General features: G+C 58.3%; 8 protein-coding genes. 5 read left to right on the top strand and 3 right to left on the bottom strand.

Annotated elements, in window-relative coordinates:
• Window positions 1-318: 318 nt before the first annotated feature.
• The 4 genes from aceE (at window position 319) to msrA (ending at window position 8661) form a co-directional block, all read left to right on the top strand.
• Entirely contained in the window at window positions 319-2964 is a 2646-nt protein-coding gene (gene aceE / locus OYW20_RS02975) for a pyruvate dehydrogenase (acetyl-transferring), homodimeric type (protein ID WP_268799252.1), read from the top strand.
• A 153-nt stretch (window positions 2965-3117) separates the two neighbouring features.
• The gene (aceF, locus tag OYW20_RS02970) at window positions 3118-4785 is read left to right on the top strand and encodes a dihydrolipoyllysine-residue acetyltransferase (RefSeq protein WP_268799251.1); all 1668 of its coding nucleotides are present in this window, start codon (window positions 3118-3120) and stop codon (window positions 4783-4785) included.
• Between the two features lie 417 nt (window positions 4786-5202).
• Window positions 5203-7896 carry a sensor domain-containing phosphodiesterase gene (locus tag OYW20_RS02965; protein ID WP_268799250.1) on the top strand — a complete coding sequence of 898 codons (2694 nt, stop codon included), beginning with the start codon at window positions 5203-5205 and terminating at the stop codon, window positions 7894-7896.
• Window positions 7897-8001: 105 nt separating this feature from the next.
• Entirely contained in the window at window positions 8002-8661 is a 660-nt protein-coding gene (gene msrA, locus OYW20_RS02960; RefSeq protein WP_268799248.1) for a peptide-methionine (S)-S-oxide reductase MsrA, read from the top strand.
• 195 nt (window positions 8662-8856) lie between these two features.
• Here msrA and OYW20_RS02955 read toward each other — a convergent pair whose 3' ends face one another.
• Window positions 8857-9699 carry a 23S rRNA (adenine(2030)-N(6))-methyltransferase RlmJ gene (locus OYW20_RS02955; RefSeq protein WP_268799247.1) on the bottom strand — a complete coding sequence of 281 codons (843 nt, stop codon included), beginning with the start codon at window positions 9697-9699 and terminating at the stop codon, window positions 8857-8859.
• 286 nt (window positions 9700-9985) lie between these two features.
• Between OYW20_RS02955 and OYW20_RS02950 the strand changes: the two genes are divergently transcribed.
• Window positions 9986-10249, top strand: coding sequence for a hypothetical protein (locus OYW20_RS02950; protein ID WP_268799246.1), 264 nt, complete (start codon window positions 9986-9988; stop codon window positions 10247-10249).
• A gap of 112 nt (window positions 10250-10361) precedes the next feature.
• Here OYW20_RS02950 and gbdR read toward each other — a convergent pair whose 3' ends face one another.
• Window positions 10362-11465 carry a choline metabolism transcriptional regulator GbdR gene (gene gbdR, locus OYW20_RS02945; RefSeq protein ID WP_268799245.1) on the bottom strand — a complete coding sequence of 368 codons (1104 nt, stop codon included), beginning with the start codon at window positions 11463-11465 and terminating at the stop codon, window positions 10362-10364.
• Window positions 11466-12099: 634 nt separating this feature from the next.
• Entirely contained in the window at window positions 12100-13476 is a 1377-nt protein-coding gene (locus tag OYW20_RS02940; protein ID WP_268799244.1) for an L-serine ammonia-lyase, read from the bottom strand.
• Between the last annotated feature and the right edge of the window lie 213 nt (window positions 13477-13689).

Raw genomic sequence — 13689 nt, 5'->3', positions numbered from 1 at the left:
GACTGTCGAACAAAGGTAAAAAATTGCTGGCGATCTTTGATTGTTGGCAGCCAGCTTGGCGTTTACGGCAATCCGTATAATTCCTAACCAAAATTAACGATTTACCTCACGACGCAACATCAGAGAAAAGCTCGCAAAACTGTAGTTTTACTACTGTATATACAAGTTGAAAAGCTGAAATGGCTCACGATTTGTAGTAAAACTACACGACCGGGTACATCACCGGTCATCCAAGAATTTTACGTCGTCTGCCCACAAGGCCAGTCGCAACAAACTCAGGCAACCGATTCTGGAAGCCTTTCCGCCCTGGAGCAAGCCATGCAAGACCTCGATCCCGTCGAAACCCAGGAATGGCTGGACGCCCTGGAATCGGTTCTCGACAAAGAAGGCGAAGACCGTGCTCACTACCTGATGACCCGTATGGGTGAGCTGGCCACACGAAGTGGTTCGCAGCTGCCTTACGCCATCACCACGCCTTACCGCAACACCATCCCCGTTACCCACGAAGCACGCATGCCTGGCGACCTGTTCATGGAACGCCGCATTCGCTCGTTGGTGCGTTGGAACGCGTTGGCCATGGTTGTCAAAACCAACATCGGCGACCCGGATCTGGGCGGTCACATCTCCAGCTTCGCCTCCAGTGCGACCCTGTATGACATAGGCTTCAACTACTTCTTCCAGGCCCCAACCGACGAGCACGGCGGCGACCTGATCTACTTCCAGGGTCATGCATCGCCGGGCGTTTACGCCCGTGCATTCATGGAAGGCCGCATCACCGAAGAGCAAATGAACAACTTCCGTCAGGAAGTAGACGGCAAAGGCCTGTCTTCTTATCCACACCCGTGGCTGATGAAAGACTTCTGGCAGTTCCCGACCGTTTCGATGGGTCTGGGTCCAATCCAGGCGATCTACCAGGCGCGTTTCATGAAGTACCTGGAACATCGCGGCTACATCCCGGAAGGCAAGCAGAAGGTCTGGTGCTTCCTGGGCGACGGCGAGACCGACGAGCCAGAATCCCTGGGCGCAATCGCCCTGGCCGGTCGCGAGAAGCTGGACAACCTGATCTTCGTGGTCAACTGCAACCTGCAACGTCTCGACGGTCCTGTTCGCGGCAACGCCAAGATCATCCAGGAACTCGAAGGCGTGTTCCGCGGTGCTCAATGGAATGTGACCAAAGTCATCTGGGGCCGTTTCTGGGACCCACTGCTGGCCAAGGACGTCGACGGCATACTGCAACGCCGCATGGACGAAGTCATCGACGGCGAGTACCAGAACTACAAAGCCAAAGACGGCGCGTTCGTGCGTGAACACTTCTTCAACTCGCCAGAACTCAAGGCGATGGTTGCTGATCTGTCCGACGACGAGATCTGGAAGCTCAACCGTGGTGGCCACGACCCGTACAAAATGTACGCGGCCTACCACCACGCGGTTAACCACAAAGGTCAACCGACTGTGGTACTTGCCAAGACCATCAAGGGTTATGGCACCGGCGCCGGTGAAGCGAAGAACACAGCCCACAACACCAAGAAAGTCGACGTGGACAGCCTGCGTCACTTCCGTGACCGCTTTGACATTCCGGTCAAAGACGACCAGCTCGAAAATCTGCCGTTCTTCAAACCCGAAGAAGGCAGCGCCGAAGCACGCTACCTGGCAGAGCGCCGTGCCGCACTGGGTGGTTTCGTGCCTCAGCGTCGCGCCCAAAGCTTCAGCCTGCCGACCCCGCCACTGGAAACCCTCAAGGCCATTCTCGACGGTTCCGGTGATCGCGAAATTTCCACCACCATGGCTTTCGTGCGCATCCTGGCGCAGTTGGTCAAGGACAAGGAAGTCGGTCAGCGCATCGTGCCGATCATCCCGGACGAAGCCCGTACCTTCGGTATGGAAGGCATGTTCCGTCAGTTGGGCATTTACTCTTCTGTCGGCCAGCTTTACGAGCCAGTCGATAAAGAACAAGTGATGTTCTACCGCGAGGACAAGAAAGGTCAGATCCTCGAGGAAGGCATCAACGAAGCAGGCGCCATGTCCTCCTTCATCGCGGCCGGTACGTCGTACAGCAGCCATAACCAGCCGATGATTCCGTTCTACATCTTCTACTCGATGTTCGGCTTCCAACGCATCGGCGACCTGGCATGGGCCGCAGGCGACAGTCGCACCCGTGGCTTCCTGATCGGCGGCACCGCCGGTCGGACCACGCTGAACGGCGAAGGCCTGCAGCACGAAGACGGTCACAGCCATATCCTGGCCTCGACCATCCCTAACTGCCGCACCTTCGACCCGACTTACGGGTACGAGCTGGCTGTGATCATTCAGGACGGCATGCGCCGCATGTTTGAAGAACAGCAGGACGTTTTCTACTACCTGACCGTGATGAACGAATCCTACGTGCAGCCAGCCATGCCGGCCGGTGCCGAGGAAGGCATCATCAAGGGCATGTACCTGCTGGAAGAAGACACCAAGGAAGCGGCGCATCACGTGCAGCTCCTGGGTTCGGGAACCATCCTGCGTGAAGTACGTGAAGCGGCGAAGATCCTGCGCGATGAGTTCAACATCGGTGCTGACGTCTGGAGCGTCACCAGCTTCAACGAACTGCGTCGCGATGGCCTGGCCGTCGAGCGTAGCAACCGCATGAAGCCGGGCCAGAAGCCACAACTGAGCTACGTTGAAGAGTGCCTGAGCGGTCGCAAAGGTCCGGTCATCGCTTCGACCGACTACATGAAACTGTTCGCTGACCAGATTCGTCAGTGGGTTCCGACCAAGGAATACAAAGTACTGGGCACTGATGGCTTCGGCCGCAGTGACAGCCGCAAGAAGCTGCGTCACTTCTTCGAGGTGGATCGTCACTTCGTCGTGCTGGCAGCGCTGGAAGCCTTGGCCGATCGCGGCGATATCGAACCAAAAGTCGTGGCGGAAGCCATCGTCAAGTTCGGCATCGACCCTGAAAAACGCAACCCACTGGACTGTTAAGAGTCTGCGTCGAGATCGCATAGAGCGCTGACCGACTGCGCGAAACAACCGAGGATGCGGAATTTACGTCTGTAAATGAGCATCCGACGTTGTTTTCGTGGCAGCGAAGGCAGCGCAATCGAGAAAGAACAGGTTCTCCGAAGGAGAGACATTGTGAGTGAGCTAATTCGTGTACCCGACATCGGCAGCGGTGAAGGTGAAGTCATTGAGTTGATGGTCAAGGAAGGCGATCGTATCGAAGCCGACCAGAGCATCCTGACGCTGGAATCCGACAAGGCGAGCATGGAAATACCTGCGCCAAAGGCCGGCGTTATCAAAACCATGAAAGTGAAGCTGGGCGACCGCCTGAAAGAAGGCGACGAACTGTTCGAGCTGGAAATCGAAGGCGATGCGCCGGCTGCTGAAGCTGCGCCTGCCGCCGCCGCACCTGCCGCCGCTGCTGCTGAAAAGCCTGCGGCCGAGAAGCCGGCCGCCGAGGCAGCTCCTGCTCCAGCGGCTGCACCTGCCGCCACTGCTGAGACTGTCCAGGATATTCATGTCCCTGACATCGGCTCTTCGGGCAAAGCCAAGATCATCGAGCTGATGGTCAAGGTTGGCGACAGCATCGAAGCTGATCAATCTTTGATCACCCTCGAATCCGACAAAGCCAGTATGGAAATCCCGTCTCCTGCAGCAGGCGTCGTCGAAAGCATCAGCGTCAAGCTGGACGACGAAGTGGGCACGGGCGATCTGATTCTGAAGCTGAAAATAGCAGGCGCTGCGCCTGCTGCTGCCCCGGCTCAAGCTGCCGCGCCGGCCAAGGCTGATGCGCCTGCCGCTGCTGCCCCCGCCGCAGCCCCCGCTCCGAAAGCGGAAGCTGCACCGGCGCCTGCTGCCGCTGAACCAGCGCCTGTCAAAGACGGCGCCAAAGTCCACGCAGGCCCGGCCGTGCGTCAACTGGCCCGCGAGTTCGGCGTCGAGCTGAGCGCTGTTTCGGCCACCGGCCCACATGGTCGCGTGCTAAAAGAAGACGTCCAGGTTTACGTCAAAGCCATGATGAACAAGGCCAAGGAAGCGCCAGCATCAGGCGGCGCTTCTGGCGGCATGGGCATCCAGCCGATCCCGGAAGTCGATTTCAGCCGTTTCGGCGAAATCGAAGAAGTACCGATGACCCGCCTCATGCAATTGGGCGCCACCGGTCTGCATCGCAGCTGGCTGAATATTCCGCACGTCACGCAATTCGACCAGGCCGACATCACCGACCTGGAGGCTTTCCGCGTCGCACAGAAAGCGGTGGCCGAGAAGGCTGGCGTCAAGCTGACCATCTTGCCGCTGCTGCTGAAATCTTGCGCCTTCCTGCTCAAGGAACTGCCGGACTTCAACGCATCGCTGGCGCCAAGTGGCAAAGCGATCATCCGCAAGAAGTACGTGAACATCGGCTTTGCCGTGGACACTCCGGACGGTCTGCTGGTCCCTGTGATCAAGGACGTCGACAAGAAAAGCTTGCTGCAACTCGCCGCCGAAGCCGCTGTACTGGCCGAGAAAGCGCGCACCAAGAAGCTATCGGCCAATGAAATGCAGGGCGCTTGCTTCACGATTTCAAGCCTTGGCCACATTGGCGGCACCGGCTTTACGCCCATCGTCAACGCGCCGGAAGTGGCCATCCTTGGCGTGTCCAAGGCGACCATGCAACCGGTTTGGGATGGCAAAGCGTTCCAGCCGAAACTGATGCTGCCATTGTCTCTTTCCTACGATCACCGCGTGATCAACGGCGCTGCCGCTGCTCGCTTCACCAAGCGCCTGAGCGACTTGTTGGCGGACATCCGTACCATCCTGCTGTGAGGCAAAAAGGGGGCTGATCTTATTTACAGCGTTTCACCGTAAATGAATCTGTCCCCTTTCAAGCTCCCCCAGCGACGCTTCACGAGTGACCTGTTTCTCGAGCTGCCACGCTCGTACCTCAACCCCGCCCTCTGGCGGGGCTTTTTTTGCCTGCCATTCATGCAACTTCGAGGGCTTGAAACTTCGTCGAATTGGATCCAACTCGTCCGCAAAACGGCCAATTACAACCACTTAGCAGTGATTGTCGATAAAATCGACCAGCCACCTTCAGTTAGTGCCTCTTTTGCCGACAGATTTGTAGCACTAAGCCATCGCGTTCACTTGTCAGTGCGCGCTGCATGATGCAACCTTGCGACACGCGATTTAACGATGGGCTTTTTGCCCATGCGCAATCAGTACTCTGGAAGTAGGTCCTTCATGAAAAGCCAGCCTGATGCTGCCGGTAGACCGGCGGCCGAGGTAGTCACGCAATTGCCGGTGCCGTCGCGGCTCGGCATGCTGCGTTTCGAGCGGCTTAACGAACCCAATTGGGCGCTTCTGTACCTGGACCCCAATTGCGAGAAGCAATTTGGCATGGCCGCCGTCGAGCTTTGCGCTCTGGTGGGCTCGCCGTATGCCAGCCTGATGGAACCAGAGGCGCGCTATCAGTTGCACGATGCTGTGCAGGCGCAACTGATCGGCAGCCCGCATTACCTGATCCGCTACACCCTTCATACCGCTCGCGGCCCAATGGGGTTAGTGGAGGTGGGCGAAGGTTACAAACAGCATAATCGCCACCTGCTGCGTGGTTACTTGATGATTGTCGACGACGCTCTCCAAGAGACCGACATCGGCCTGACCCCTGATCTGGAAACCCAGAACAGCCGGTTGCAGATCGCGCTTGAGTTGAATCAACGCGCTCAGTCCGAACAGTTGCGACATCTTGAGCGTGTCCGGGCACAGCAAAGCCTGATTCTGCGATTGGCGCGTCATCGCTACAGCTCAAGCAATTCACTGCAGGAAGCGGCCGAACTGATCACCCAGAGTGCCTGCGAGATCTATGACATCTCTTGCGCAAGCATCTGTAACCTCAACAACAAAACGCTCGAGCCGATTGCCGAGTATCGCCGTTGCACCGACGTGTATCAAAAACGCGGGCCTATCGACATCAGCTGTTTCCCCAGCTACCTCGAAGCGCTGCACACAAGCAGGGCCATTGATGCCAGCGACGTGGCCCGCGACCCACGCACCCGAGAGCTGGCAGAAAGCCTGCGCGCTCGGAACGTCAACGCCATTCTCGACGCCAGTGTGCGTATCGACGGGCAGGTCGTGGGTGTGCTGTGCCTTGAACAATCAGGCACGCCGCGTGAGTGGCAGTCCGATGAAATCGCTTTTGCCGGCGAGCTTGCGGACCAGTTTGCGCAAGCGATCAACAACCACAACCGCCGTACCGCCACAAACGCGCTGCATCTGTTCCAGCGGGCCGTCGAGCAGAGCGCTAACGCATTCCTGCTGGTCAACTGTGATGGTGTGGTCGAGTACGTCAACCCTAGCTTCACCGAGATCACCCAGTATTGCGCTGAAGAAGTTCATGGCCGCAAGCTGTCCGAACTGCCAGCGCTGGAGAATCTCAATGCGCTGCTGCTCGATGCCAATTCCAGCCTGGTCAGCGGCAACAGCTGGCAGGGCGAATTCAAGAGTCGTCGCAAGAACCTGGAACCATACTGGGGCCAGCTGTCCATTTCCAAGGTCTACAGCGACGACCGCGAACTGACACATTACATCGGCATTTACGAAGACATCACTCAGGCCAAGATGTCGCAACAGCGCATCGAGCGCCTGGCTTACACCGACAACCTGACCAATCTGGGCAACCGACCAGCGTTCATTCGCACCCTTGACGAGCATTTCGCCAGAGACGTCGAAACGCCGATCAGTCTACTGTTGGTGGACATCGACAATTTCAAGCGCATCAACGACAGCCTCGGCCATCAGACGGGCGACAAGTTGCTGATCAGCCTCGCACGTCGTTTGCGCAACAGCCTGAGCCCGACCGGGATTCTGGCGCGCTTTGCCAGTAATGAATTTGCGGTGCTGCTCGACGATACCAATCCCGAGGAAGGCCACCGGATCGCCACCCAAGTGCTGACGACCCTCGACAAGCCGATGTTCGTCGACAACCAGCTGATCAGCGTGACGGGTTCCGTGGGCCTGGCCTGCGCCCCGCTGCACGGCCGCGATCCGCAAACCCTGATGAAAAACGCAGGCCTGGCGCTGCACAAGGCCAAGGCCAACGGCAAACATCAGGTGCAAGTGTTTACCGAAGCACTGAACGCCGAAGCCAGCTACAAGCTGTTCGTCGAAAACAACCTGCGCCGCGCGCTGACTCAAAACGAACTTGAAGTCTTCTATCAGCCCAAGCTGTGCCTGCGCACGGGCCGGCTGATAGGCATGGAGGCCTTACTGCGCTGGAACCATCCGGAAAAAGGCATGATTCGCCCGGATCAATTCATCAGCGTGGCGGAAGAAACCGGCCTGATCATTCCGATCGGTAAGTGGGTAGCGCGACAGTCATGCCGGATGAGCAAACAACTGACGGCCGCCGGTTACGGCAAGCTGCACGTGGCGATAAACGTTTCTCCCAAGCAGTTCTCGGACCCGGAACTGGTCGGCTCCATCGCGACCATCCTGAAGGAGGAGAATCTTGACGCATCGCTACTGGAGCTTGAGCTGACCGAAGGCTTGTTGCTGGAAGCCACCGAAGACACTCGCCAGCAACTGGACTCGCTGAAAATGCTGGGTCTGACACTGGCGATGGACGACTTCGGCACGGGGTATTCGTCATTCAGTTACCTGAAAAAATTCCCCATCGATGTGATCAAGATCGACCGCAGTTTCATCCGTGACATTCCGGATGATCAGGACGACATGGAGATCACTTCGGCCGTGATCGCAATGGCTCACAACCTCAAGCTCACTGTAGTGGCCGAAGGCATCGAGACTGCTGCGCAACTGGCATTCCTGCGACGTCACCGATGCGATGTTGGCCAAGGCTATCTGTTCGACAAGCCCATTCCCGGCGAAGAGCTGATCGACAAACTGCGTCGTTACCCCCGCGGCACCCTCGCGTAAGTTATCTTCGCGTTCTCCGCCCTTGCGGCTGATTTTTCTGACCCCATATACAGACTCTTACTGACAACACCTGTCGGTTGTCCTGCCCTCTGGAGGATTTGCCCCATGGTTTTGCGCTCGGAAATTCTTGTGCACAAAAACGTTCTTCCTACTGCCCAGCAAGCACTGCCCGGTCGCGAAACGCCGATGCAACTGCCGGAGCAGCACTTCGTCAACGGCAGTCCGCTGCTGGGCCCGTTCGTCACTAACGTAGATTTTGCGATCTTCGGCCTCGGTTGCTTCTGGGGTGCCGAGCGGCGTTTCTGGCAAAAGGAAGGTGTGGTCAGCACTGTTGTGGGTTACGCAGGCGGCTTCACGCCTAACCCGACTTACGAAGAGGTGTGTTCGGGCCTGACCGGCCACAGCGAAGTGGTGCTGGTCGTCTATGAACCCGAGAAGGTGAGTTACAACCAATTGCTGTCGATGTTCTGGGAGCTGCACAACCCGACGCAAGGCATGCGTCAGGGCGGCGACCTCGGCACTCAGTATCGTTCGGTGATTTACGCCACCAACCCCGAACAACTCGCCGCGGCCAAAGCGAGCGCAGCGGTTTACCAGTCGGAGCTGACCAAAGCGGGGATGGGTGAAATCACTACAGAAATCGACGAAGCGCCAACGGTGTATTTCGCCGAGGCCTATCACCAGCAGTACCTGGCCAAAAACCCTGAAGGTTATTGCGGGATCGGCGGGACTGGGGTTTGTATGCCGGCGAGCCTGGCAGGCTGATGACGCATTTGTAGGAGCGCGCTTGCCCGCGCTGGAGCGGTGCCAGCAGGATCGCTTCGCAGCCTCGCGCTGCTCGTCAGCGCCTACAGGATCATCGGTGTTTTCGCAAAACCTGTAGGAACTGACGAGGCGCCAAAGGCTTCGAAGCGGCCTTCCTGACACGCCGCCAACGCAATCGCGCCCCGTCAGGGCCTATCAGGACTCGGCAATCAACCAATCCATCTTCCAGTCACCCTGGGTCTGGCCCAGCGTCTTGGCCAGCCATGGCATCAACTCGCGCAGCTCTTCTTCCAGGCCCCACGGCGGGTTGGCGATGGCCAAGCCTGAGCCGTTGAGGCTGTTCGGCGTGTCCAACGGGTGCACCAGCAACTCAACGCGAAGCAGTTTAGGCGCGCCGGTTTCGGCCAGATCCTGATAGAAACGCTTGAGCAAACGTTGATCCTTGATCGGGTACCAGATAGCCGCAACGGTCTGGCGCATGCGGCTGATGGCTTCTTTGAGCGCAATCGAACAGCGCTTCATTTCGTCAAGCTGTTCGAAAGGCGGGTCAATCAACATGACGGCGCGCTTTTCATGCACCGGCAGCAGCGCCCGGGGAACGTGCCAGCCTTCGCCCAGATGTACAGCGACCCGACGGTCAAATTTCATGTTGTCTTTGAGCAGCGCGCCGTCTTCCGGGTGCTTCTCGTTAAGCAGTACCCGGTCTCGCTCGCAGGTGGAGCGGCGGGCCAACTCCGGGGAGCCTGGGTAATAACGCAGCTCGCCGGTCTTGCGGTTCATATGCTTGAGGACGTCCATGTAGTCTGACGCCAGCTCGGGCACATCGGTTGCGTCCCACAAACGGCCGACCCCTTCGATCCATTCCCCGGTGCGCGTGGCCTGATCGCCCTGCAGGTCGTACAGACCAATGCCCGCATGCGTATCGAGGTAGGCGAACGGCTGCTCTTTGCGCGACATCAGGGCGAGGATGCGAGTCAGGACGATATGTTTGAAGACGTCGGCGTGGTTGCCGGCGTGGAAGGCGTGACGGTAATTCATGGCAGCTCCTGGAAGGCTGCCGAGTTTAGCAAAACAGACAGCCTTTGGCAGACCGCTTGATAGGCGAGCGCAAGGCAGTGCTTACTTAACCGAAAACGACCTGCTCATAGGCATGCCAGCCATTGGCGACAAGAGCGCTTGCCGAGGTCGACGGGCGATACGAGAATCGAATCAACAGTAGAAACGGAACTGGAAACGGGGACAGATTGATTTACGGTGAGGCGTCGTAAATAAATCAGTCCCTTGCGCAGTTCCCTTGCGCACAGCCAGTAAAGGAGCGAGCGTCATGATGCATGCGGACCTGATTGACCAGGAAGACCTGCTCGGCCAACTCAGATCACTGGGTTTTGAAATGCCAGCCGGCGCCACCGCCGAACAAGCCTGCGCACATGCGGTCTGCGGCCTGAACGACGACCGCGCCCGGGCGCTACGACAGTTGGTCGAGAAGATGCTGATGGGCAGCGCGACAATCCTACCCGCCGTGCGCCAGGCGATTGACCAGCAGTTGTTGCCGGCTCTGGCAGCTTACAAACAGAGCCGTAGTGCGTAACCCATTGTGCGGCCTGTAGGAGCGCGCTTGTACGCGATTGCGGTGTGTCAGCAAACAGCTTTGTCGCTGACAGACTCCTATCGCGGGCAAGCGCGCGCCTACAAATAACGATCTACAACCGCACACTCGCAAACGTCGATTCATTACGAGCTTGGCTGAGCGCGGACAGCGGCCCAGACAACGGCGCCAAGACCAACGCCTGTGGAATCGGCATCATCGCCACTTGTTGCGCCGTGTTGGACCCGACGCGCTCATCGCGTGGCGGAATGCCGAAATATTCCCGATAGCACTTGGAGAAGTGCGGGGTGGAAACAAAGCCGCAAACCGAAGCGACTTCGATAATCGACATCGGCGTCTGCTTGAGCAACTGACGCGCGCGAATAAGACGCAGCTTGAGGTAGTAGCGCGACGGCGAGCAGTGCAGGTATTTCTGAAACAGCCGCTCCAGCTGACGCCGGGAGACCGCGACGTAGACGGCCAGCTCATCCAGATCAATCGGCTCTTCGAGGTTGGCCTCCATCAGCGCCACGATTTCCTGAAGCTTGGGCTGGTTGGTGCCGAGCATGTGTTTGAGCGGCACACGCTGGTGATCCTGCTCATTGCGGATACGCTCGTAGACGAACATTTCCGAGATGGCAGCAGACAGTTCGCGTCCGTGATCGCGGCTGATCAGGTGCAACATCATGTCCAGAGGCGCCGTGCCGCCGGAGCTGGTGAAACGGTTACGGTCGAGGGTGAAGAGGCGCGTGCTCATGGCTACGCGGGGGAATGCTTCCTGCATCGCGGCCAGACACTCCCAATGCACGCTGCAATCGAAACCATCGAGCAAACCGGCGCAGGCCAGCGCCCAACTGCCAGTACACACCGCGCCCAAGCGACGCGACTGACGCGCTTGGCTTTGCAGCCAGCTGACGTGTTCGCGGGTAACGGTGCGTTGAATGCCGACACCGCCACAGACGATAACGGTGTCCAGCACCGGAGCCTTGTGCATGGCAGCATCAGGCGTGATTTGCAGACCGTCGCTGGCCCAGACCTGCCCGCCATCGACACTCAGTGTGGTCCAGCGGTACAGCTCACGGCCCGACAGCTGGTTAGCCATGCGCAGTGGCTCAACCGCCGACGCGAGGGATATCAGCGTGAAATTATCCAACAGCAAAAAGCCGATGGATTGCGGCGTACGGTTCTGGGGTTGAGCCCCGGAGTTGAACGAAGTCATCACGGTATCTCCTCTCGAAAAGCGGTTGATGGCCCCACACGAGGCTCTTGTTGTTTGCTCTCATTCGAGTGGAGAGCTTTGTCATTGCAACGCAAATGCCATGCCTAAAGTTGAATGAGCATTCAATAAACCCTGATTGCGACGTCGCGATGCGTCTAGGCGGTCGCGACACGACCATTCGATTAGCGACTTTATGTGCGCCACGCACCGCGACTGGCGGGAGGGATGAGCAATTCGGTAGCACTTTGTATAGGCAGGAATGTGGCGCAGAAACAGCGTGTCACCCCACGCACAGGGAGACCAGCGGTGGGCGGTGTGAGGCCCGATTTATATGGCGTTGCGCCATATTTCGGGATGTCGCGCGCTAAAAAGTTGCGGCAAATAGATAACGTGTTCGAAAAGCGAGCAGGCAAGGCATAGCCTTTGATTCTGGCCGGTGGCCGTAGGAGCCTGGCTTGCCGACGATAGGCTGCGCAGCAGTCCTGAAATCAGGCGGTGAGGGATATCAGGTGGATCGTGAGCACAGGTTTTACTGCCACTACGTGCCAGATCGTTGGCAAGCCAGCCTCCTACGCCTTCGGCAGAAACATTGACACCGCATCAACCGCCTTCGGCAGAAGCAGGTGAGCCGTCTTCAGCACTCAACCGCGCTGACCGCCAACCCACCCCGCGAAGTCTCTTTGTACTTGTCGTGCATGTCGGCGCCGGTGTCGCGCATGGTACGGATGACCCGGTCCAGGGAGATAAAGTGTTTGCCGTCGCCACGCAGCGCCATCTGCGCAGCGTTGATCGCTTTCACGGCGGCGATGGCGTTGCGCTCAATGCAAGGCACCTGGACCAGCCCGCCCACCGGATCGCAGGTCAGGCCAAGGTTATGTTCAAGCCCTATTTCCGCGGCATTGCATAGCTGTTCGGGCGTGGCACCCAGAATGTCCGCCAGCCCTGCCGCCGCCATGGCACACGCCGAGCCCACCTCACCCTGGCAGCCCACTTCAGCGCCTGAAATCGATGCGTTTTTCTTGCATAAAATGCCGATGGCAGCCGCTGCCAGCAAGTAATCCACGACGTTGGCCTCGCTCACCTCATCGCTGAATTTCACGAAGTAGTGCAGCACCGCGGGAATGATCCCGGCAGCGCCATTGGTGGGTGCGGTCACCATGCGTCCGCCTGCTGCGTTTTCTTCGTTGACCGCCAAGGCAAACAGGTTGACCCACTCCATGGCGCTCAAGGTGGAGCCAATCACATTGGGCTTGCCCAACTCCTGCAAACTGCGATGCAAACGTGCCGCCCGACGACGGACATTCAAGCCGCCCGGCAAGATCCCCTCATGCTTCAGGCCCTGCTCAACGCAGTCCTGCATCGCACGCCACAACGTCATCAGGCTTGCACGGATTTCCTCTTCGCTGCGCCAGACCTTCTCGTTGGCCATCATCAATTCGGAAACCCGCAGGCCATTCTTTTTACACAGCATTAACAACTCGTCGGCGCTGGAAAAATCGTATGGCAAAACGGTGCTGTCCATGTCCCGCATACCGCTGGCGGCTTGAGCCTGATCAACGACGAAACCGCCGCCGACCGAGTAATAAGTGTCGCGGTGGAATTCGCCGCCTGCATGGTGAGCAATCAGCGTCATGGCATTGGGGTGAAACGGCAGGTTCTCGTCGATCAACTGCATGTCCCGCTGCCACACAAACGGGATCGAACGCTCACCGTTCAGTTTCAACAGGTCGGTTTCTTTCAGCTCAGCGATACGCAGGCCGATCACAGATGGATCAATTGCATCCGGCCATTCGCCCATCAGCCCCATAATCACGGCGTTATCGCTGCCGTGACCGATCCCGGTGGCCGAGAGTGAGCCGTACAAACGAACTTCCAGGCGTGTTACCTGCTCCAAGTGCTCGCGTTCGTTCAAACACTGGACGAATAACGCGGCGGCGCGCATGGGGCCGACGGTGTGTGAACTGGAAGGTCCGATACCGACTTTGAACAGGTCGAACACACTGATAGCCATGAACCGCAAACCTCCGAAGGCAGGACTTCCGGCGCGCAAAACGGCCGGTGACGGAGCTGCTACGCTCAAGCTGCTAGCCGTCGAGACAGCGGCATCATCAGTCTTTTACCTCGGGGGACGGCGTCTCACACCGACGTACCCATGCCCACGAACGTCGCTTAGGCGAGCGAGCCTGCGCAATCCACTCAGCTTGCGGCTTTATGAAGGTTTGCG

This window comes from Pseudomonas sp. BSw22131 (assembly GCF_026810445.1).
Classification (GTDB): Bacteria; Pseudomonadota; Gammaproteobacteria; order Pseudomonadales; family Pseudomonadaceae; genus Aquipseudomonas; species Aquipseudomonas huanghezhanensis.
Note: the sequence above shows the minus strand (reverse complement) of the source record. Positions and strands in the feature narration are given on the sequence as shown.

What these genes read in the sequence shown, in the direction of transcription:
- aceE (WP_268799252.1), top strand. Translation starts at nt 319, where the DNA reads ATGCAAGACCTCGATCCCGTCGAAACCCAGGAATGGCTGGACGCCCTG.
- gbdR (WP_268799245.1), bottom strand. Translation starts at nt 11,465, where the DNA reads ATGACTTCGTTCAACTCCGGGGCTCAACCCCAGAACCGTACGCCGCAA.
- OYW20_RS02955 (WP_268799247.1), bottom strand. Translation starts at nt 9,699, where the DNA reads ATGAATTACCGTCACGCCTTCCACGCCGGCAACCACGCCGACGTCTTC.
- OYW20_RS02950 (WP_268799246.1), top strand. Translation starts at nt 9,986, where the DNA reads ATGATGCATGCGGACCTGATTGACCAGGAAGACCTGCTCGGCCAACTC.
- OYW20_RS02940 (WP_268799244.1), bottom strand. Translation starts at nt 13,476, where the DNA reads ATGGCTATCAGTGTGTTCGACCTGTTCAAAGTCGGTATCGGACCTTCC.
- OYW20_RS02965 (WP_268799250.1), top strand. Translation starts at nt 5,203, where the DNA reads ATGAAAAGCCAGCCTGATGCTGCCGGTAGACCGGCGGCCGAGGTAGTC.
- msrA (WP_268799248.1), top strand. Translation starts at nt 8,002, where the DNA reads ATGGTTTTGCGCTCGGAAATTCTTGTGCACAAAAACGTTCTTCCTACT.